Source organism: Desulfovibrio sp. Fe33 (assembly GCF_028532725.1).
Lineage (GTDB): Bacteria > Desulfobacterota > Desulfovibrionia > Desulfovibrionales > Desulfovibrionaceae > Pseudodesulfovibrio.
This window is the reverse complement of record NZ_JAQKGU010000003.1, coordinates 117010-138386: the sequence shown is the minus strand read 5'-3', so window position 1 is coordinate 138386 and position 21377 is coordinate 117010. Positions and strand designations below refer to the sequence as shown.

Below are 21377 nucleotides of genomic sequence, written 5' to 3'. Positions count from 1 at the left end.
ACCGATTCGGCAGTGATTATGACACACCCGGAAAAAGAAAAAAACATCAACGAGTACAATCATCCCTGGGTGGACCGTTATCTTGAGTACCTGCTGATCGAAAAGGGGTTGTCCGAGAACAGTCTGACGGGTTACGCCAACGACCTTAGTTCCCTCCTCGCCTTTCTGGAAGAACGCTCCTTCGCCCTGAAGGATCTGACCGACAGGACTCTTTTCCTTTATCTGACGCATCTTCGTGCCAGAGGTCTGAAAAGCCGCTCCCTGGCGCGTCACCTCTCCTCCCTACGCGGCTTTTTCGCTTTTGCCGTGGGAGAGAAATGGTACAAGGAAGACCCCGGCCAGCTCCTCGAAAACCCAAAACTGCCGCGCAAGTTGCCTGAATTCCTGACCCGTGAGGAGGTGGGGCGGGTGCTTGCCCTGCCTGACACCTCCACTCCGCTCGGTATGCGCGACAAGGTGATGTTGGAGCTTCTCTATGCGGCGGGCCTGCGGGTTTCCGAACTGATCGGGATGAAGGTTTTGGACTACGACCCACAGGTGGGGATGCTTAAGGTTTTCGGCAAGGGCGCAAAGGACCGCCTCATCCCCATCCACTACACGGCCCAGGACTATCTCAACCATTATCTGGAGTTTACCCGGCCCGGGTTCAAGCCTTGCGCGGACTTCATGTTCCTCAATCGTTCGGGCAAGGGACTGACCCGCCAGGGAGTTTGGAAACTCATCAAGAAATACGCCGAGGCGGCGGGCATAAAGCGCCCGATTTCCCCTCACACCTTCCGTCACTCCTTTGCCACGCATCTGCTGGAGGGCGGCGCGGACCTGCGAACCGTGCAGATTCTTCTTGGCCATGCGGACATCAGCGCCACCGAGATTTATACCCATGTGGAGTCCAGCAGGTTGAAGGCCCTGCACCGCAAATTCCATCCAAGATCAACCATGTGATCACTGCAACCGCCAGAACACCTTATGAAAAACACGCCAGATAAGATAAAGGCCCCGACCGTGATCACGGCCCACGCCAATGCGGACTTCGACGCTCTGGGGGCCATGGTCGCGGCCAGCAAGCTCTACCCCGGCGCAGTGCTTATTTTCCCGGGCAGCCAGGAATCCAACCTGCGAAACTTCTTTATCGAGAGCACCACATATCTTTTCAATTTCAAGGCGTTTAAGGATATTGATCCCGACTCCGTGAAGCTGCTGGTGGTCGTGGATACCCGGCAGCGATCGCGGATTTCCCACGTGCGGCCCGTTCTGGACAACGAGGGCTTACGCATACATCTCTACGACCATCACCCGGACAGCGAGGAGGATTTGCCCGCAGAGAAGGTCGTGGTCCGGGATTGGGGCTCCACCACTACTATAATAGTGCATGAGATACGGGAGCGTGGCCTCTCCCTCAACGAAGAGGAAGCCACCCTGCTTGGTGTCGGCATATACGAGGACACCGGCTCTTTCGGTTTCAACACCACTACTCCACAGGATTTCGAAGCTGCGGGCTGGCTCAAGTCCCAGGGCATGAATCTCGAGGTTATCGCCGATCTGCTGTCCCATGACCTGTCGGCCATGCAGGTTACGTATCTTGGTGAATTGTTCAAGAATGCAAAGACCTATGACATCCATGGCGTGGATGTGGTCATCACCGAGATGTCCACGGACAAATTCGTTCCGGATTTCGCCCTGCTGGTGCATAAGCTTATGGACATGGAGAAGATCAAGGTTGTCTTTGCGCTGGGGCGCATGGCCGACCGCATCCATTTGGTGGCCCGGTCCAAAAGCCCGGACGTCAATGTCGGCCGCATCTGCTCGTCCCTTGGAGGCGGCGGGCATGATTCGGCGGCCTCGGCCACTATCAAGGACCGCACCCTTGCCGAGGTGCGCGACGACCTGTTCGCCCTCTTTTATTCCCAGATCAATCCGCAGATCGTGGTGGAATCCCTCATGTCCCGCCCTCCCGTGGTCATCGAGGGCGACAAGACCATTGCGGACGCGGTCGAACTGATGACCCGTTACGGGCTCAAGGATGTGCCGGTTGTGGCGGGCGGGACCATGCGGTGCATCGGCATCATCGGCCACAAGATCGCGGACAAGGCCCTTTCCCACCATCTCGGCGAGGTGGGGCTGAGCGAGTACATGACCAGGAATTTCGAGACGGTGGAGTCAAAGACCGATCTCTATCGGGTCATGGAAATAATACTGAACAACCGCCAGCGGATGCTTCCCGTGGTGGAAGACGAAAACCTGGTGGGGGTCATCACCCGTACGGACCTCATGAACATGCTGATCGAGGAGCCTGCGCGCATCCCCGATTCACTTATGCCTGACCGCCGCAGGGAGCGGAATATCGCCGCGCAGGTCAGGAATCGGCTGCCTCAGCGTATGCTCGATCTGCTCAAGGAAGCGGGCGACCTGGGAGCCGAGTTGGGTTGGGAGGTCTATGCGGTCGGCGGTTTTGTGCGTGACATCCTGCTGGGACGGCCCAATCTCGATCTCGACCTGGTGGTCGAGGGGGAAGGCATTGTTTTCGCCAAACGGTTTGCGGACAGGCTCGGCGGCCGGGTCAAGGCGCATTCCAAGTTCAAGACCGCCCTTGTCATTCTTGAGGACGGCCAACGGGTGGACGTGGCCACGGCCCGGCTGGAATACTACGAATACCCCGCAGCCCTGCCCACGGTGGAGCTTTCGTCCATCAAGATGGACCTGTATCGGCGTGATTTTACGATCAACGCCCTCGCCCTGCGCATCAACCCCGGCCGTTTCGGTCAACTCGTGGACTTTTTCGGGGCGGACCGGGACATCCGCAACCGGGCCATCCGCGTGCTCCATTCCCTGAGCTTCGTGGAAGACCCTACACGCATTCTCAGGGCCATACGGTTCGAGCGGCGATTCGATTTCCAGATCGGCGGTCAGACCATGCGGCTTATCAAGAACGCGCTCAGTCTCAAGCTTTTCAGCAAGCTTTCCGGGACCCGCGTCATGCACGAGTTGCAGCTCATCATGAATGAGGACGACCCTCTTTCCTGCCTGCTGCGTATGCAGGAACTGGGCATCATGGAAGCCATCCACCCTCTTTTGAGCCTCGACCGTGATCGAATCCAGATTCTGACAGAACTGGCCAAGGTCCATAACTGGTACAAGCTACTTTACCTGGAGCCGTCTGTTATCCCTTGGAAACTCTACATTCTGGGCATGACCATGGGCATCAAGCGGGAGGATCTCGGCCAGGTGACGAAGCGGCTGCATTTCACCCAAAAAGAGGAACGGGATTTCTTCCAACTGCGGGATATGATCGGCGAAGCGCTGATGAAGCTCATGGGCTGGAAAGAGGGACGCTCCAAATTGAGCCGTCTTTATCAGATTCTTCACCCCGTCCCTGTCGAGGGGGTTCTCTTCCTCATGGCGCGCAGCCGAAAGGAATATATCAGAAGGAATATTTCTCAATATCTCGCTAGATTGCAATATATTGAAATAGATGTTAACGGCAAGGACCTCAAGAACATCGGTATTGAGCCCGGCCCCATTTACACGGCCATTCTGGACAAGCTGATGATCGCCAAGATCGACGGACGCGCTGAAACCCGTCACGAACAATTGAATCTGGCCAAGAGGTTGAACAGGGAGCTCTCGGCGAGTTACGCTGAAAAGGGTGAGGACTAGACGCTTTACCCCCTTGCCCTCTACGGACAAGCCGTGTAGAAAATCAAGGTGTTGGTATGTGTGAGCGGTTGTCGCGAATACAACCTTCAACCTCATGAAATTGAAACGGAAGTGGATAATGGATGTTCTGTGGGCGCCTTGGCGTCTTGAATATATACTCGGTCCCAAACCCGAGGAGTGCGTCTTCTGCATTCCCGAGGGCACGAGTGAGGACGAGGAGCGGTGCATCCTCGCCCGAGGCGAACATTGTTTCGTAATCATGAACAAGTTCCCGTACAACAACGGGCACCTCATGGTCACCCCCTACCGTCATGTGAGCCACTTGACGGATCTGACTTTGGAAGAGTCCCAAGACTGTATGCTCTGGATCAGGCGCTGCATCGAAGTGCTGGAAAAGGCATTCCACCCCCAAGGGATCAATATGGGGCTCAATCTGGGTGAGGCGGCAGGGGCCGGTATCGCCCAGCACATGCATTTTCAGATTGTCCCCCGGTGGAATGGGGACGCGTCGTTTATGGCCGTCTTCGGCGAGACCACGGTCATCCCCGAACACCTGTCTTCAACCTACAGCCGTCTCAAGCCGCTGTTTGATGCGATAACAGCTTAAGGAGAACCGCATGCGTTTTATCAAGGTCCTGTTTCTGTTGGTGCTTTTCGTTTTTTCCATCTTGTTCTTCAGCCAGAACAATGATGTCCTGCTTCAGAACCTGGTACTGGTTCTCGATATTCCCTACGTAGCCACCCTGCATTCCATTCCCCTGCCCTTCGGATTTCTGATCCTGACCGCTTTCGTGGCCGGCGCCCTGCTGACCATGATCTATTTCGCGGTGGACAAATTCCGCGGCGCCTCCAAGCTCAAGGAATGCCGCACCCGCATGGCCAGCCTGGAGCAGGAGCTCAACTCCCTGCGCAACATGCCCATCAGCGCTGACACTTCCTTCTCCTCCGTCGAGAACAAGGAAGAGGAAAACGCCTAGGAATCGCCATGGGCTGGAATATATTCAACCGCAAGAAGACACCGAGCTTCACGAGTGATGCGACTCGGGCCGCTGGCAACGGGGAATCCCTGCCGGTGCAGGATACCCGTGCGGCCATCGAGGAACTCAGCAAGGTCGTCCAGAACGACCCGGAAGCGGTTGAAATCTACCTGGCTCTCGGCAGTCTCTACCGATCTCAGGGCGAGATTGAGCGCGCCATCCAGATTAGAAACAGTCTCATTGTCAGGCCGGGCCTGGACCGCGAGTTCAAGGCCCGCGCCTGGTTTGAACTGGGGCGCGATTTTCGTCGCGCCGGTTTTCTGGACCGGGCCGAAAAAGCCTTTCATCAGGCCCGCTCTCTCGGGCAGGACCCCATCTCCATACATAGGGAAATGGCCCGGCTGACGGCCGAGCGCGGTGACTACGAAAAAGCCGCCGAATCCTATGGCCAGCTTGATCTGCCCTTGCCGCAGGCGCATTTCCTGGTCCGTCTGGCCAAGGATCGTTTCGCCGAGGGAAATGCCTCCCAGGGCCATCGCGCCCTTCGCCATGCCATTCGCGCCTATCCGGGTGCTGTGGAGGCATGGCTGGAGCAGATGGTTCAGGCGTACAAGAGCGGCAATGCGGCCAAGGTCGGCGACATCCTCGCCCAGGCCCTGGCGTATGTGGCCCCGGAATTGCGTTTCGTCCTCTTCGAGGGCCTGTTGCAGGCTCTGGACCAGGCGGAAAGAGCCCGGGTCAACTCTTTCGGCGAAGAAACGGAATGGTCAGGGACGTGTCCTGACGAAAAGGTCGTCCGTGTGGTGGTCCCCATCATTGAGACCCAGGAGCCGGACGTCCTGCTGCTTCACTACGGGGCCCTATTGCTCCTTCGCATCGAGGACACGGAAAACGCCCGCCCCTGGCTTGAAAAGGCGCTCATGCTCAACGCCGATTTCTGGCAGGCGCGGCTTGAGCTGTTCGACCTGTCCCGGACCGAGCAAACCCTGACGCCTTTTTTCAAGGAACAGCTCTCCTTTTTCATCGACCGGGCCAGGCAGGTCCGGCGGTTCTTCTGCCGCCATTGCGGCCTGAAGCGCGATCAGATTTTCTTCAACTGCCCGCGTTGCCATAGCTGGCACTCCATTGCCTTCAGAACCGAGATCAACGAATAATTCAAGCGTACAGATCTTCTCGTGGTACAAAAGAAACTGACTCCTATGCTCGAGCAGTACCTCCGCTTCAAGGAGGAAAATCCGGGCTGCCTGCTGTTTTTTCGCATGGGCGACTTCTATGAACTCTTCTTCGAGGATGCAGAGGTAGTTTCCCGCGCGGTTCAGATCGCTCTTACGAGCCGCAATCCCAACGACGAAAATCCCATCCCCATGTGCGGTATGCCCCACCACTCCGTGGAGCCGTATTTGAGTCAGCTCCTCGACAAGGGATACAAGATCGCCATCTGCGACCAGGTTGAGGACCCGAAGGAAGCCAAGGGGCTGGTAAAGCGCGACGTGACCCGCGTTCTCACTCCCGGCACCGTGGTTGAGGATTCCAATCTCAAGTCCAAGGCCAACAACTATCTCGGCGCGCTCTACTGGGACAGCGCCAAGGATGCCGGAGGGATAGCCTGGGTCGATTTCTCCACGGGGCAGTGGTCCGGTTTATACAGCCGCAGGGAGCCGGAACTGTGGCAGTGGATGGTCAAGATCGACCCGAGCGAATTGCTTCTGCCTCAAGGCGTGAAGGTGCCGCCCCAGTTCAATGACCTGGCCGGTCAGGTCACATCCGTGGCAGCCGGCGCATTCTTTGATTTGGCCGGGGCGAGAAACCGCGTCCTGGAGGTGCAGAAAGTCGCCGATCTGGAAGCCCTCGGGCTGACGGGCAAAGACGAACTGGTCAGGGCGTGCGGAGCGCTTCTCACCTATCTGGATCAGACGCAGAAAGGCGAATTCGGCCACTTGGGCGAATTCAAGCCGTTGAACCTCGGCAAGCATCTCCTGCTTGACGAAGTCACCGAACGCAATCTTGAAATTTTCCGCAGGCTTGACGGTAGAACCGGTCTCGGCACCCTGTGGCAGGTCATGGACCGGACTATGACGCCGATGGGCGGCCGCTTGCTTGAAGCCCGCCTGCGTCAACCCTGGCGCAACCTCACACCCATCGAAAAGACCCAGGAGTGCGTGGCGTTTCTCTTCGACCGAGACCGTCTGCGCGGCGATATCCGGCATGGCCTTGACTCGGTCTACGATTTGGAACGGCTTTCCACACGCATTTTCCTTGGCCGAGCGAATCCCAAGGATTTCATCGCTCTGCGGCGCAGTTTGACAATGCTACCTCCGCTCCGCAAGCTCCTTGCCGCCGAGGAATCTCTAGAGCCCGCTCCGGACTTGAAGCGTATCTTCAATAAATGGGATGCCATGGAGGACCTGTGCGCCCTGCTGGATAGCGCCCTTGTCGACTGTCCGCCGCCCGTAATTTCGGACGGCGGCCTGTTCCGTAAGGGATACGATCCGGTTCTGGACGAGTTGATCGAGCTCAATGAGCACGGCGAGGACCGGCTCAAGGAGCTGCACCGGGCCGAAATGGCCAAAAGCGACATTCCGAAGCTCAAACTCGGCTTCAACAAAGTTTTCGGCTATTATTTCGAGGTCTCCAAGGCGTACAAAGGACAGGTACCGGATCACTTTATCCGCCGTCAGACCCTGGTCAACAGCGAACGGTATATCACTCCCGAGCTGAAGGAACTGGAAGATAGGATCATTTCCGCAAGCGAAGAACGCAAGAGCCTCGAATACAAGTTGTTCCAGGATTTGCGCGAATTGCTGGCCAAGGCCCGGTCCCGGTTCCTGTTCATGGCCGATGTGATCGCCTCGCTGGATTACTGGCAGGGATTGGCCGAGGCGGCCCGGGTCAACGAATGGACCCGTCCCGTCCTGCACGAAGGGCTTGAAATCGATATCGAACAAGGACGCCATCCCGTAGTTGAAGCGGCCATGGGGGCGTCGAATTACATTCCCGGCGATCTCCATATGGACGAAAGCCGCCGTATCCTGCTCATCACCGGGCCGAACATGGCGGGTAAATCCACGGTGCTCCGCCAGGTGGCCATCATAACCATCATGGCCCAGATCGGCTCGTTCATTCCGGCCCGCAGCGCTCGCATCGGTCTGGCGGACCGCGTTTTTTCCCGGGTGGGCGCTTCGGACAACCTGGCTCAGGGGCATTCCACGTTCATGGTCGAAATGACCGAGACCGCGCGCATCCTGAGACAAGCCACCAAACGAAGCCTGGTTATTCTCGACGAGATCGGCCGAGGCACCAGCACCTACGACGGCCTTTCGCTCGCCTGGGCCGTGGTCGAGGAATTGTCCACGCGCGCCGGGGGCTCGGTCCGTACCCTGTTCGCCACCCACTATCACGAACTGACCAGCCTGGAAGGCAAGATCGAGGGATTGCGGAATCTCAACATCGCGGTCAAGGAGTGGAAAGGGGATATCGTGTTTTTACGCAGGCTTGTTCCCGGTCCGGCCGACCGCAGCTACGGCATTGAAGTTGCCCGTCTCGCCGGAGTGCCCCGCCCCGTGGTGGAACGCGCCAGGGAAATTCTTGCGAAGCTCGAAGAAAAATCGCAGGATAGCCAAGCTAAAGGGGCGGTGGACCGCGCGTCCCAGACGTTGTTGCCCGGTTTCGGCGCACCGCCCATCAAGATCGACCGGGAGCTGTGCGAGCACCCGATCATCACCCAGCTCACGGATCTGGATGTGGACGGCATGCCCCCCATTCAGGCGCTCATGCTTCTCAATCAGTGGAAGGACATGATTAAGGACTGATCCATGCGCAAATTCGTCGTCATAACCGCTCTCCTCCTCTTCGGGCTGACCTCGCTGTCAAGCTGCGCCATGGGGCGCAAACAGTGGCCACAGGCTGCCAGAAGCGAGGACCGCTTCACCCTCAGGCTTATCGAAGGCGTCCGGCAGGATGAATGTCTGGTCCTTGAAGTGGACGTTCGCGGCGCGACGAATCGGCTGTGGCGGGCAAGCGTCCTTTATGAAGCGGTTGGCGACGGCGCGGGCCAGGGGTGTGCAGGATGTCCGTTCGTCCCGCGCAATGCCCGGCATTTCACTCGCGGCCAGGAGGGGTTCGACTTGGACGGCAATGTCCTGAAGCTGAGCATCTGCGGGCTTGAACCGGGGGTCGAGTATCGATTCCGGGTGTCCGGGAAAAGCGAGCTTCCGACCATGGCCTTGGAGTATACCGACGTGTTCCAGGCCGAGCCCTAGAGGGCCGGGCATTTCTTTTTATATCTGAAAAGTATTGGATGATATTGTTTTTTAGGGCGTATTGATCCCCATACATCTTTATCAGGAGATCGAACCTCATGCATCATTTCGAACATCGGGACGGCGTCCTTTTTGCCGAGGAAGTGAGTGTTCCTGAACTGGCGAGCCAGTATGGCACACCGCTTTATATTTACTCCACCGCGACCTTCAAGCGGCATTTTCATGCTTTTGATTCCGCTTTCAACGAGCTGGACCATCTGACCTGCTTCTCGGTCAAGGCCAACTCCAATCTGTCCGTGCTCAAAATGCTCGCCAAAGAAGGCGCGGGCATGGATATCGTTTCCGGCGGCGAACTCTATCGCGCCCTGCGGGCCGGGGTTGACCCCGGTCGGATTGTCTATTCCGGCGTGGGCAAGCGGGATTCAGAGATTCGCGAGGCCCTGGAAGCGCGCATTCTCATGTTCAACGTGGAATCCATGGCGGAATTGGAGCGCATCAATCAGGTGGCCGGTGAAATGGGCACCGTCGCACGGATCAGCTTCCGCATCAATCCGGATGTGGACCCGCAAACCCATCCCTATATTTCCACCGGAATGCAGAAGAACAAGTTTGGATTGGACATAGACCTGTCCATGGAGGCCTACAAGCGTGCCGCCGAACTTGAACACATCGAGCCTGTGGGCATGGATTGCCACATCGGCTCCCAGCTGACCAGCCTTGACCCGTTCCTGGAAGCTCTGGACAAGCTCCTTGTCTTCTACGAAAAGCTCGGCGAACTCGGCATCAAGATCAAGTACCTTGATCTGGGCGGCGGTTTGGGCATCCCCTACAACGAAGAGGAACCGCCCCACCCCGCCGAATTCGGCAAGGCGTTGAGCGAGCGGCTCAAGGCGCTGCCTCTCAAGGTCATCCTCGAACCGGGGCGTGTCATTGCGGGCAACGCGGGCATCCTGGTCACGGAAGTGGTCTACACCAAGTCCAATCCGACCAAGAACTTTCTTATCGTTGATGCGGCCATGAACGACCTGGTCCGCCCGAGCCTCTATGGTTCCTACCATCGCATCGCGGAAGTGGAGCCCAAGGGACGCGATCCCAAGGTTTACGACGTGGTCGGCCCCATCTGCGAGTCCGGCGACTTTTTGGCCCGCGACAGGGAACTGCCCGCCGTCGAACAGGGCGAAAGGCTGGTTCTCTATTCGGCCGGAGCCTATGGCTTCACCATGTCTTCCAATTACAACTCCAGGCCGCGCGCCTGCGAATTGCTGGTGGATGGAGACAAGGTCATTGTCGCCCGGAAGCGGGAAACGTATGAAGACCTTATAGAAAACGAACTCTAGCGCGAAGGGCCGGAGGTTCGCCTCCGGCCTTTTTTTCGGATTTGCCATGGCGCGATTGAACACCTTCCACCTGCCGCCGGATCAATGGCCCGCAAGTTGCGGGGACATCGTTATTCTCACCGGCCCCGAGGCTCGGCACATGGGAACCATCCTGCGTACGGAACGCGACCAGGTGGTTCGTTTTTTTGACGGGCAAGGGCGCGACGGGCTCTTCAAGGTGCTTGATATTGCCAAGAATCGCGCTGAGCTGGAGGCCGTTGAACTGACCGAGCATCCAGAGCCCGAGGGCGGCCTGACCCTGGCTATAGGCTGGGGCAAATCCAAAAGACGGGACTATCTTCTGGAAAAGGCAGTGGAACTCCAGGGGCGCGGCATTGTTTTCTGGCGGGCCGCGCGCAGTCAGGGAACCCCTCCCGACGACCCCAAGGGCACTTGGAACGAGAAATTCATCCAGGCGGCCAAGCAGTGCGGGGCCGTCCGTTTGCCCGCTCTCGAAACGGTTTCCGGCGGCCTGGAGGGTCTGCTCTCCCTTGCCGGGGATTTTGACAGCTTGTATCTGGCCTGGGAGGCGGAAGAGGCCTCCGTCGCCCTGTCGCCTTCAATGCTTTCCAAAGGACGCACTCTTGTAGTAATCGGTCCCGAAGGCGGTTTCGACTCCGCCGAAGCGGACAGGCTTATCGGTGCCGGATTCGCTCCGGTTACGCTCGGGCCTTCCATTCTGCGATGGGAGACTGCCGCCGTTTACTGCCTCAGTCTCGCCTTGTTTGGCGCACAGGATAGGTCATGCAGCTTGAAATAGAAGAAAGCCAACCACTTGCCGACAGGATCAGGCCTGTCTCGATGGACGATTTCGTTGGCCAGAGCCATATCCGCAATCGGATCGAGGCTTTTGCCAAATCCAAACGTATGCCCAGCCTGTTGCTCTTTGGGCCTCCCGGCTGCGGCAAGTCCACTCTGGCGCTTCTGCTGGCGCAATTGACCGGGAAGAAATATTTGCGAGTCAGCGCCCCCGAGGCCGGACTTACCGCGCTCCGCAAGATGCTGCCTGGGCAGGAAGTGCTCATTCTTGACGAGTTGCACCGATTTTCCAAGGCTCAACAGGACTTTTTTCTGCCCATACTCGAAAGCGGCGAGATCACCCTGCTGGCCACTACCACGGAAAACCCCTCCTTCAGCGTCACCCGTCAGCTCCTTTCCCGGCTGCATGTCCTGCGGCTGCGCCAGCTCAGCCGTGAGGAACTGATAGGCGTATCCCATCGCGGAGCCGAGGAACTTGGCGTTGATCTTGAGGAGGAAAGCCACAAGATGCTCGCGGCCATGGCTGGAGGAGATGCCCGCACTCTCTTGAATTTACTTGAATATACTGCTGAGCTCCCCAAAGACAAACGGTGCCCGGAATGTCTGCGCGATTCTCTGCCGGAAATCGTTGTCAGGGGCGATCGCGACGGCGATTCCCACTATGAGTTGGTCTCGGCCATGATTAAGTCCATTCGCGGTTCGGACCCGGACGCGGCACTCTATTATCTCGCCTGCCTGTTGGAAAGCGGTGAGGACCCGCGTTTCGTCACCAGACGACTGGTCATTTCCGCTTCGGAGGATGTCGGCCTCGGCGATCCGTTCGCCTTGAACCAGGCCATGGCCTGCCATCAGGCCGTGGAAGCCATCGGTATGCCGGAAGGATTCATCCCCATGGCTCAGACCGCCGTGTATCTTGCTCTCGCTCCCAAGAGCAACTCCACTTACGCCTCCTATCGTACAGCCCAAAAGGAAGTGCGAGAAAACGGGCCGCAACCTGTCCCGCTCCATCTGCGCAACGCGACCAGTTCGCTACAGCGGGAATGGGGCTATGGGCGAGGCTATCTTTACCCCCATAATTTCCCGCGCAGTTGGGCCGATCAGGACTATCTTCCCGTCGAGCTTGCCGGGCGTCGGTTCTATCACCCCAAAGACCAGGGCGAAGAGCCGCGACTCAATGCCTGGTTGCGCCAATTCAAAAAACAGCGGTAATTAAATTCTGCAAAAAAGCCTGGTTAGCAAATTGACCAGGCTTTTTCTTCATGAAGTACTTTAGGTTTTTACTGGGACCTTTTTTTATACAATTTGCGCCATTCGTCCAAAAAGAGAATGGCTGTATCCAGGTCGTTCAGCTTGCCCTGCTGCTGCCGCACCGCCCAGACCAGGTCTTCGAAAGAAACATCTTCGGGCAGACCGAGCCGGGACAGCAGATCAAGAATGTCCCGCTTCAGTTCGGGGGGATAATTCGCGTCGAAGGCAGGCGAAGCATCACGCGGTTTTGGCCAGCCGGGAATTCGTTCGGCCGTGAACTCAAGCAATGAGTTCATGCGCTGTGCATAGGTGTGGTCCTTGAGCACCCGGGCGCGCGCCCTGTCCGCATAAGCCTGCCGCTCCTCGGGACGGGAAGAAAAGTATTCAATTTTTTCAGCGAGTTCCTCCATGGAAGAGAAGGTAGCCAGTTCGTTTTCCGCAAAGGCCTCCGGCATGAGGGTTCGCCTGTCCACCAACTGAAATGCGCCGCAGGCGGCCAGCTCGAACGTACGCGGATTGACGAAATCGCCGAACGTGACCAGCTCGTCGGCCTGGACACTGGAATGGAGATTGAGGTTGATCTTGGTTGCGTTGAATATTTTCACGCATTCTTCGGGAGTTACACGCGCTCCCTTAAGCTGGACGAGCGGCTCGAGGACATGGTCGCCCTCCCACTCCGTGCCCCATATCTTGAAATCGAAGTTGACCAGCTCGCGGAAGGCCTTGCGCCGGTTGGGGTACCCGGCGCCCATGAACGAGACCTCGGAGCCGAATTTGCGTTGTTCCACGGACGACAAGTCCATCGGTCGATGGAAGTCCGGTTGCGCCGCCAGCGGCAGGTAGAGCGCATTCGCTTGGCCGATGGCGGCCAGGTCTTCGAAAACACTTCCCTTTTGGATCACCGCGAAGACGTCGTACAACGGGGCGAACGTCTTCCAATAGGTGAAAAGGTTGTAATCCTCGACGAACCACATGGCGGTGGCCACTCCGTCGCGGCGAAGTCTTTTTAAGGCCTGCTGATTGAGCGGGGCCTGCGCCATGGCCAGGACCAGGTCGGGCTGAAAGGTCTCCACCTTTGCCAGGATGGACTGGCTGACCACGTTAAGAAAGGAATTCTGCAAATAATCCAAACGATCGGTGGTTACCTTGAGGTCGTTGAGGGCGGTATATGCCGGATAAAAGGCCGGAGCCTCGAATACCTCGGTCAGGTGCCCTTCCTGTTTCAGTGCCGAGGCCACATACCGGCCGATGGGCAGGGAGCCGCCGTAGAGCGGCAGTATTACGAGAATGCGTAGCGTTTCCATTGGTTATCCCTGTGTCCTGTGGGGCGTGTCAGCGGTCATCCAGTCCTTTTCCCGGTATAATTGCCGGGCGAAATTCAGTTCCAGCTCGTCGAAACGCGTTTTCGAGCCGCTGAGGTGATGAAGAAGGAAGCGTCTCATCACCTCTCGCCGAGGCGCGTCAGGATCGTTCCCGGCGATCGGAGTGTAAGTCTGCCCCAATGCGTCGAATCCCGAATGCAGGGTCAAAATGCCGCCCGGAGAGTGCTCGGGTTTTGCCGTGACGAGAAACCGCCGGAATCCGGGGGCCGCAAAACCGCTCAGGCACTTGACGTTTTCCTGGCAAGGCGCGGTTTCCAGGCACGGCGAACAGTTTGTCGAGGCCTGGTAAACAATGTGTCCGAGGCCGTACGGTCCCGTTTCGTGGCACCAGGCCGAAGAGAGAAAAAACGCGGCCACGGGCGTGCCCAAATGAGCGGCAAGGTGCATGGTCCCTGTATCCGGGGTTATCAGCAGATCCAACCCGGCGACGGTCTCGACAAGCTGTTTCCAGTCGGTTCCGCCGGCAAGGTTCTCGGTGTTGCGTTGCACGGCGGTCGGCAGCTCCTTGAGTACCGCCTGCCCCACAGCGTGCTCGCCCTGCCCGCCCAGGAGGACGAGGCGTTGCGCCTTGCGCGAACCGGCCAACGTGGCCGCGATCTGCGCCAGCAAGGGCGCGGGCAGCGAGCGGCGGGATTCGCGTCCGGCCAGGACGACGCCGATGCCGCCTCCTTTGGGCGAAGCTTCGGGATTGACGGCTTCGGCAGGGAGCATGTCCGGGCAATACGCGCCCCAGAAGTCCACCAGGTTGATGCCCAGTCGGCGGAAAGCTGACCAGCGCATGGCCATGGCGGGCCAGCGGCCGATGAGTTCCTGGCCGTCGCGCCACGCATATCCTTCCACTTTATCCGGGTCGAACAGGGCGGCCAGGCGGAAATTCAGGCCGGAAAAATTGAGGTTGTAAACGGCGGCGAAATCCAAACCGGCGAGTTCCGCAAAGGTACGCCGATTCTCCACAAGCATTTTCATAACCCCGCTCCCTGCATCCGCTCCTGTGCCATGGGCCGTGATCGGATGAAGGATCGCATCGGGGTAGATCAGCCGGGCCAGCGGAGCCAGGGAACCATCCAGGCAGAGATGAACCGTTGCTCCGGGTCGGGCCAGAAGCGTTTTCATCAACCGTTTGGTCTGGACGAGGTCTCCGAACCGGGCGAGTTGTATGACGAGGTAATTCTTCATGTTGAGTTCGCGTGCGTCAAAATCCTAGCGTAATTTCAATGATTCTTGCAAGAACCGGGCAATTTCCCATTTTACATGTTCCCGTGCATTGGTTATCAAGAGCCATGCGATATTACCCCATCTTCGTGAATCTGGAAAACAAGGGTTGCCTGGTCGTTGGCGCGGGCGAGGTCGGCAAACGCAAGATTCAGTCCCTGATCGACTCCGGGGCCGGCAGCGTAACCATCATCGACACCCGCGACGCAGCCCCGGAAATGGCGCCTGTCGTGGCCCTGCCCAACGTGGAATTTCATTGCCGCGAGTTTGCGGACAGCGACCTGGACGGCAAATTCTTGGTCATCGCCTGCACCTCTTCCGAAGAAGTCAATTGGCGCATCAGCAATCTATGCCGCGATCGGGGCATCCTTTGCAATATCGTGGACCAGCCTGAAAAATGCAGTTTCATCGTTCCCGCCACAGTCAAGCGCGGCGATTTGACCGTGGCCATCTCCACGGCGGGCCGCAGTCCGGCCATGGCCAAGCGCATCCGTAAGGAACTGCAAGAAAATTTCGGCGACGAGTATGCCAACCTGTTGACAGCCATGGGCCGCATCAGGCCTCTCATGCTTGGTTTGGGGCTGACCACGGCGGACAACACGGCGGTCTTTCGGACCCTGGTGAATTCAGCCCTGCTCGACGCCATGAAGAACCGCGATCTTGACGCGGCCGCGCAAATTCTTAAAGAATCTTTGCCCGACCCGCTGCACGACAACATCCCGGAGTTGCTTGATGGGCTTGTTTGATTCGCTCCATATCGTGATTATTGCGCTCTACGCGCTCGGCACCGTGCTGTTCCTGACGTCCGTGTTCACGGAGAACGACAGGCTCAAGCGCATAGCCATCTGGCTCGCCGTCCTCGGCTTTACTTTCAATACCGCGGACCTGGCCTTCACCCTGACTCGTAATCCGTCCGCATTGAGCGGGGGCACCTTCTATTTTAATATCATCGGCTGGTGCGCGCTGGCTTTGTATTTTCTTCTCTGGTGGCGGCTGCGTCTAGAATATCTCGCCATCACCGCCCTGCCCTTCGCCCTGCTGCTGTTTGTCGCGTCCTTGGCCCTGGGCGGCATCAAGGTGGTCATGCCTCCGCATCTGACCGCCCTTTTCTTCGGCCTGCACATCGGCGCATTGGTACTTACCCTCGGGGCGCTCATCATGGCCTTCGGTGCGGGAGCGGCCTTCATCTATTACAACCGCAAGCTCAAGACCAAGGAAGGACTGGCCCGCATGGGGCAGAACATTCCGTCCCTCGACAAGTTCGACACCGTCAACCGATGGGCGGTGCTGATCGGCTTCCCGCTTTATACATTGGGGCTTTTCTCCACTTTTTTCTGGTACCTGATCGCTCCGTTCAAGCCGTTCAGCTGGGATATCATGAAGATCGGTTCGCTGGCGGTCTGGTTCCTTTACGCATTCCTCTTCCATCAACGCCTGGTGCTTGACTGGCGCGGACGCAAGCCCGCCATCCTGGCCATCTGGGTCTTTGCGGGAATGTGCATTTCCCTCATTCATCACACCATCACATTCAGGGCCGTGCCATGAACAAGCAGATAATTCTCATAGGCCTCAACCACCGTACCGCGGGCGTAGAAGTGCGCGAAAAATTCGCCCTGACCGACGTGGACAATTTCGAACAGGGGCTTATGGCCAACTGTCCCGTGCAGGAATGTCTCGCGCTTTCAACCTGCAACCGCGTGGAAATCGTGGCGGTGGCCAAGAATGTCCCGGCGGACCAGGCCATGGATGCCGTTGTCCAGTATTGGGCCAGGGCGTGCAACGGTTCGCCGGAATTGCTGGTTCAAGATGTTTACCAGTATTCTGATTTGGACGCGGTCAAGCACATCTTCACTGTGGCCTCCTCCCTCGACTCCATGGTTATGGGAGAGCCGCAGATTCTGGGACAGCTGAAGGATGCCTACCGGTCCGCCGTGGAAAAGGGGACAGCCAAAACCATTATCAACCGGTTGCTGCACAAGTCCTTTTCCGTGGCCAAGCGTATTCGCACCGAGACGGCCATCGCCTCCAGCGCGGTATCCATCAGCTTTGCGGCCGTGGAGCTGGCCCGCAAGATATTTGGCGATCTCAGGCCCACCAAGGCCATGCTTGTGGGTGCGGGCGAAATGGCCGAGCTGGCTGCCATGCATCTTCTCAGAAACGGCGTACAGGACATCATCATCGCCAACCGCACCCTTTCGCGGGCCAGAGAGCTTGCCGACAGTCTGGGCGGCGAGCCCATCCAGATCGAAACCATGCCCGAACGCCTGCATGAGGTGGACATCGTCATTTCCTCCACAGGGTCTCCTGTGGCCGTGATACGGGCCAAAGACGTCAAGTCCGTGCTGCGCAAGCGCAAGAACAAGCCCATGTTCTTCATCGACATCGCGGTTCCTCGCGACATCGATCCGGACGTCAACACCTTGGACAACGTCTATCTTTACGACATCGACGATCTCACCGAAGTGGTCGACGAAAACATGGCCCACCGACAGGAAGAGGCCACCAAGGCCCGCGCCGTGGTGGATCTCGAAACAGAGACTTTCGGCAACTGGCTCAACTCCTTGAATATCCAACCCACCATCGTGGATTTGGTGGGCAAGGCTGAGGATGTGGCCATGAGAGAATTGCACAAGACCTTGAAAAAGATAGGTCCGGTGGACGAAAGGACCCGCAACTCTCTGGAGCGGCTGGTATTGTCCATCGCTCACAAGTCCCTGCACGAGCCCATCTGTTTTCTCAAGCGGCGCACCCAGGAAGAGGGATCGGCCGACCGATTCGTCGATCTGGCCCGGAGGATGTTCAACCTTGACGATGAGACCGTGCCGCCGGACGCACACCTGGACCGCAAGTCGGCCACCTGTTCGCCCGAAGAAATCGAAAAGTACGTTGAAGTGTCTAAAAAGGAACAATAATGCGCACATATCTCATAGATGATTTGACCGACAAGGATTACCGGACCGTAATCAAAGCCTTTGACGATCTTGGTCTGCGCGGTTCCTTGGACGGCATCTATTATCTGCCGCTGCCTGAAAATCTCCTTCAGGGTGAACAAAAGGCGCATCTCGGCGATTGCGGTCCCTATTTCATGGCCCTGGAAGCCGTCGAGTCTCCGGACCAGAACAACCTGCGCCTTGAGTTGCTCGTCCGCGCCCGCAACAAGCTCCGCTGTTCCTGCGTTTCCTACGCCACCCCGGCCCAGCGCGAACACATGATCGAATACCTCGACCAGTTCATCGAGGAACTGGAAGTTTCCGTCTAGCATGACCAGCACGCCTGCCGATATCCCTTCCTCATTGCAGGACCTTTTACCCAAATGGGCGCATTTCTGCCTTTATGTTGGGCGGTTCGTCGAAGAAGAGCTGGGAATCGATCTTGAAGGACGCCGTGTTTTGGTCGGATTTTCAGGCGGGGTGGATTCCACCGCCCTGCTCATGGTCCTGCATTATCTTTCCAAACGTGCGAATTTTACCGTGGGTGCGGTACATCTCGACCACGGCTTGCGTCAAGAGTCTGCGGATGACGCCGCTTTCGCCCGTTCGTTGTGCGAAACTCTCGGCATCGAGTGCGTCGTCGAAAAGTGCGATGTTGCCCGAATTGCCGAAACTCGCGGCATCGGTTGCGAAGAGGCAGGACGCGAGGCGCGCTACAGGCTTTACGCCGAGCTGCTCCGGTCCGGCGGCTATGATTACGTGGCCCTTGGACATCAATTGGACGATTTGAGCGAGGATGTGCTCATGCGCCTTATCCGGGGTACCGGATGGCCGGGCCTGTCCGGTATGGCCGGGTACGACCCGCAACGCGCCCTGATTCGTCCGTTGCTGCTCATACCCAAGTCCACGCTTGCGGCCTTCGTAACCCAGTTGGGCATTCAGTGGCGCGAAGACCATACCAATACCGATCCGTCCATGACCCGCAACCGTGTGCGCAACGAGATTCTCCCGCTCATTGAGCGGGAAAACCCGAATTTTTGGCAATCCGTTGCCCGGTTGTGGCGGATTGGCCGCGTGGAGCAGGATTTTTGGTCCGAGCTTGAAACCGAAGCTTGTGAAATCCTGGATAATGCCCGCCTCGAAGCTCTGCACAAGGCGCAACGCCTTCACCTCTACAAGGCGTGCCTGGACCGTCTCGGCTCGGGACAAGCCCTGGCCGACACGCTGTTCAAGCTTGACGAGGCGTGGCAGGATCATCGGAATAATGCCGTCTTCCAGTTCCCTGGCGACAAAACAGCCACCGTGACCGTTTCAGGCGTGGTTTTCTCGTCCAAGGATTGACTTCCAGGCAGTCGCGGTATAAGAGCATGTGATCTTTTGCACAATGTGTCGAGATGACCAATAGGCATTTCGTTTTTCATCATCAGGAGGAATTATGAACATTCTGATTTTCGGCCCCAATGGCTCCGGTAAAGGCACCCAGGGCGATATCGCCAAGGATAAGTACAACCTGGATCACATCGAATCCGGCGCCATCTTCCGCAAGCACATCGGCGGCGGCACCGAGCTCGGTCTGAAGGCCAAGGAGTACATCAACAAGGGCGAACTGGTTCCTGATGATATCACCATCCCCATGGTCCTGGACGTGCTGTCCCACTCCACGAGCGGCTGGCTCCTTGATGGTTTCCCCCGTTCCCTGGTCCAGGGCGAAAAGCTTTGGGAAGCCCTTCAGAAGGACGGCGTGAAGCTGGACTACGTCATCGAGATCAAACTGCCCCGCGAGATCGCCAAGGCCCGCATCATGGGTCGTCGTCTCTGCGCCAACAACCCGAACCATCCCAACAACGTCGGCATTCCGGTCATCGCTCCTGACGGCGACAAGTGCCGCGTTTGCGGCGGCGCGCTGACCGCCCGCGAAGACGATCAGGACGAGGATGCCATCAACAAGCGTCATGACATCTACTATGACGAGAAGACCGGTACCATGGCTGCCTGTAACTATTTCAAGGACCTGAAGGACGGCGGCTTCAAATACATCCAGCTCGATGGTGAAAAGTCCATCAACGAGATCAAGGAATACCTCATCAGCCAGCTCGACTAAGCTAGGCCGAACGATAATATTGAAAAGCCCCTCCGGTTCTTCCGGAGGGGCTTTTTGAATTTGTACCTCCCCTCTCCTCTCTCATATTCATCCGGAATTCCTCTTTGCCGTTCATTGGGCATATACGCCGAAGGATTTGTTCTACTGAATAGAGTGTTATTCCGGCTGATACGGCGAGGGCTGCGTGATATCCAAACGGCAGTTTTCCCAATAGTACACTCTTCGCGTCCACGTGGGGCCATCAGGTTGCAAGGGAGCCCTTGCCGTCTGCAACTAAAGGCCATTGATTGATTGCGCCAGACTCAACTGCTTGTTTGGATTGCGGAGCCGTCATTCCAATGTCGGACAACAAAAAAGGGAAGACCGTGAGGCCTTCCCTTTTGATTCAGTGAATGTGGACTAACGGATTAGTCTTCTTCAGTCTTGGGGAGTTCGCTGGGGCCGAATCCATAGAGGATGGGGCTGGCCACGAAGATGGAGGAATAGGTACCCACGGTGATGCCGATGAGCAAAGCCAGGGCGAAGTCGTGGATAACCGATCCGCCCATGACGTACAGGCAGAACACGACCAAGAGCGTGGTGCCAGAGGTCATGATGGTTCGGGACAGAGTCTGGTTGACAGACAGGTTGATGATCTGTCCGAACGGCATCTTGCCCTGTTTGGCGATAGTGTTCTCGCGAATGCGGTCGAAGACGATGATGGTATCGTTGAGTGAGTAACCAACGAGGGTCAGCAGCGCGGCGATGATGGTCAGGTCGAATTCCTTACCCATGATGGAGAACAGGCCGACCGTGATGAGCACGTCATGGATGAGGGCTGCAACCGCGCCCAGGGCGTAGTTCAGCTTGAGGTACCAGCACAGCCCCACGGTGATGAACAGGGCCGCCAGAATGAGCCAGCCCATATCCAGGTCGAGAAGGCCGAGGCCGTACACGCAACCGCCCAGAGCCGCGGCCATGACCGCCGCTGCGGTCCAGCGCTGCTCGAACCTGCCGGAGATGTACACGGCAATGAGCAGGACCGCGTAGAACAGTGCTTCAAGGGCCTGGGACCGAAGGTCCGCGCCCACTTTGGGGCCGACCATTTCGAGCCGTTGAATCTCGAAGCTTGCGCCGAGGTTGTCGGTCAGCGCGTTGTTGATCTTCGCCCGGACCTCTTCGGAGGTAATGTCCGACGAGGATGTGCGGATCAGGTATTCGTGGTCCCCTTCCAGGCCGATGGATTGCACCACCAGGCCGGGCAGGTTGACCTCGTTGACGGCGTCCTTGACGGCTGCGGCGTCGGTGGCCTTATCAATTCTGACCTGGACGATCATGCCGCCGGCGAAATCGATTCCGTACTTGGGGCCGCCCTTGATGAGCAGGGAGCCGAGGCCGCAGAGAATGAGGATCGCCGAAATAATGAAGGCGATCTTCCTGATGCCGACGAAATCGATATTGGTATCGGGTTTGATTATTTGAAGTCCCATTATCGTCCCC

At 57.7% G+C, this 21377-nt stretch carries 19 protein-coding genes; 16 read left to right on the top strand and 3 right to left on the bottom strand.

The features are described 5' to 3' along the window. The first annotated feature begins 18 nt into the window (after positions 1-18). From xerD to PSN43_RS05720, 10 genes are all read left to right on the top strand, one after another. Positions 19-942, top strand: a complete 924-nt coding sequence (xerD, locus tag PSN43_RS05765) for a site-specific tyrosine recombinase XerD (protein ID WP_272699775.1) — start codon at positions 19-21, stop codon at positions 940-942. Between the two features lie 24 nt (positions 943-966). Continuing rightward, positions 967-3654: a CBS domain-containing protein gene (locus tag PSN43_RS05760; RefSeq protein ID WP_272699774.1), complete on the top strand. Its 2688-nt coding sequence runs from the start codon at positions 967-969 to the stop codon at positions 3652-3654. A 118-nt stretch (positions 3655-3772) separates the two neighbouring features. Next, positions 3773-4261 (top strand): HIT family protein, encoded by a 489-nt coding sequence (locus tag PSN43_RS05755; protein WP_269943677.1) that lies wholly within the window; start codon positions 3773-3775, stop codon positions 4259-4261. 10 nt (positions 4262-4271) lie between these two features. Next, positions 4272-4631: a LapA family protein gene (locus PSN43_RS05750; RefSeq protein WP_272699773.1), complete on the top strand. Its 360-nt coding sequence runs from the start codon at positions 4272-4274 to the stop codon at positions 4629-4631. Between the two features lie 8 nt (positions 4632-4639). Next, the gene (locus PSN43_RS05745; protein ID WP_272699772.1) at positions 4640-5785 is read left to right on the top strand and encodes a tetratricopeptide repeat protein; all 1146 of its coding nucleotides are present in this window, start codon (positions 4640-4642) and stop codon (positions 5783-5785) included. Between the two features lie 45 nt (positions 5786-5830). Further along, positions 5831-8440, top strand: coding sequence for a DNA mismatch repair protein MutS (gene mutS, locus PSN43_RS05740; protein ID WP_272699771.1), 2610 nt, complete (start codon positions 5831-5833; stop codon positions 8438-8440). A 3-nt stretch (positions 8441-8443) separates the two neighbouring features. Next, positions 8444-8890 (top strand): hypothetical protein, encoded by a 447-nt coding sequence (locus tag PSN43_RS05735; protein ID WP_272699770.1) that lies wholly within the window; start codon positions 8444-8446, stop codon positions 8888-8890. 98 nt (positions 8891-8988) lie between these two features. Next, a complete protein-coding gene (gene lysA, locus PSN43_RS05730) occupies positions 8989-10227 on the top strand; it encodes a diaminopimelate decarboxylase (RefSeq protein ID WP_272699769.1) in 1239 nt (412 codons plus the stop codon). A 46-nt stretch (positions 10228-10273) separates the two neighbouring features. Then, positions 10274-11026, top strand: coding sequence for an RsmE family RNA methyltransferase (locus PSN43_RS05725; RefSeq protein WP_272699768.1), 753 nt, complete (start codon positions 10274-10276; stop codon positions 11024-11026). After that, positions 11011-12234, top strand: a complete 1224-nt coding sequence (locus PSN43_RS05720; RefSeq protein WP_272699767.1) for a replication-associated recombination protein A — start codon at positions 11011-11013, stop codon at positions 12232-12234. The genes PSN43_RS05725 and PSN43_RS05720 overlap by 16 nt, the downstream gene beginning before the upstream one ends. A 68-nt stretch (positions 12235-12302) precedes the next feature. Here the strand turns inward: PSN43_RS05720 and PSN43_RS05715 are convergent, their stop codons facing one another. Together PSN43_RS05715 and PSN43_RS05710 are read right to left on the bottom strand one after the other, a co-directional pair. Then, positions 12303-13577, bottom strand: a complete 1275-nt coding sequence (locus PSN43_RS05715) for a CgeB family protein (protein WP_272699766.1) — start codon at positions 13575-13577, stop codon at positions 12303-12305. Positions 13578-13580: 3 nt separating this feature from the next. Beyond that, on the bottom strand, positions 13581-14831 hold the full coding sequence (locus tag PSN43_RS05710) for a glycosyltransferase family 9 protein (RefSeq protein WP_272699765.1): 1251 nt from the start codon (positions 14829-14831) through the stop codon (positions 13581-13583). 104 nt (positions 14832-14935) lie between these two features. Between PSN43_RS05710 and PSN43_RS05705 the strand changes: the two genes are divergently transcribed. The 6 genes from PSN43_RS05705 (at position 14936) to PSN43_RS05680 (ending at position 19898) form a co-directional block, all read left to right on the top strand. Next, positions 14936-15613, top strand: coding sequence for a precorrin-2 dehydrogenase/sirohydrochlorin ferrochelatase family protein (locus PSN43_RS05705; protein WP_272699764.1), 678 nt, complete (start codon positions 14936-14938; stop codon positions 15611-15613). After that, complete coding sequence (locus tag PSN43_RS05700; protein WP_272699763.1) at positions 15600-16412, top strand: cytochrome C assembly family protein; 813 nt, start codon at positions 15600-15602, stop codon at positions 16410-16412. Before PSN43_RS05705 ends, PSN43_RS05700 begins: the two co-directional genes overlap by 14 nt. Then, positions 16409-17779 (top strand): glutamyl-tRNA reductase, encoded by a 1371-nt coding sequence (gene hemA, locus PSN43_RS05695; RefSeq protein WP_272699762.1) that lies wholly within the window; start codon positions 16409-16411, stop codon positions 17777-17779. The genes PSN43_RS05700 and hemA overlap by 4 nt, the downstream gene beginning before the upstream one ends. Continuing rightward, positions 17779-18126 (top strand): hypothetical protein, encoded by a 348-nt coding sequence (locus PSN43_RS05690; RefSeq protein ID WP_272699761.1) that lies wholly within the window; start codon positions 17779-17781, stop codon positions 18124-18126. Before hemA ends, PSN43_RS05690 begins: the two co-directional genes overlap by 1 nt. 1 nt (position 18127) lies before the next feature. Then, positions 18128-19138, top strand: a complete 1011-nt coding sequence (gene tilS, locus PSN43_RS05685) for a tRNA lysidine(34) synthetase TilS (protein ID WP_272699760.1) — start codon at positions 18128-18130, stop codon at positions 19136-19138. A gap of 94 nt (positions 19139-19232) precedes the next feature. After that, positions 19233-19898 (top strand): adenylate kinase, encoded by a 666-nt coding sequence (locus PSN43_RS05680; protein ID WP_272699759.1) that lies wholly within the window; start codon positions 19233-19235, stop codon positions 19896-19898. Positions 19899-20305: 407 nt separating this feature from the next. On the opposite strand, the gene secF is transcribed toward PSN43_RS05680, so the two are convergent. Beyond that, positions 20306-21367 (bottom strand): protein translocase subunit SecF, encoded by a 1062-nt coding sequence (secF, locus tag PSN43_RS05675; protein WP_272699758.1) that lies wholly within the window; start codon positions 21365-21367, stop codon positions 20306-20308. Positions 21368-21377 lie beyond the last annotated feature (10 nt).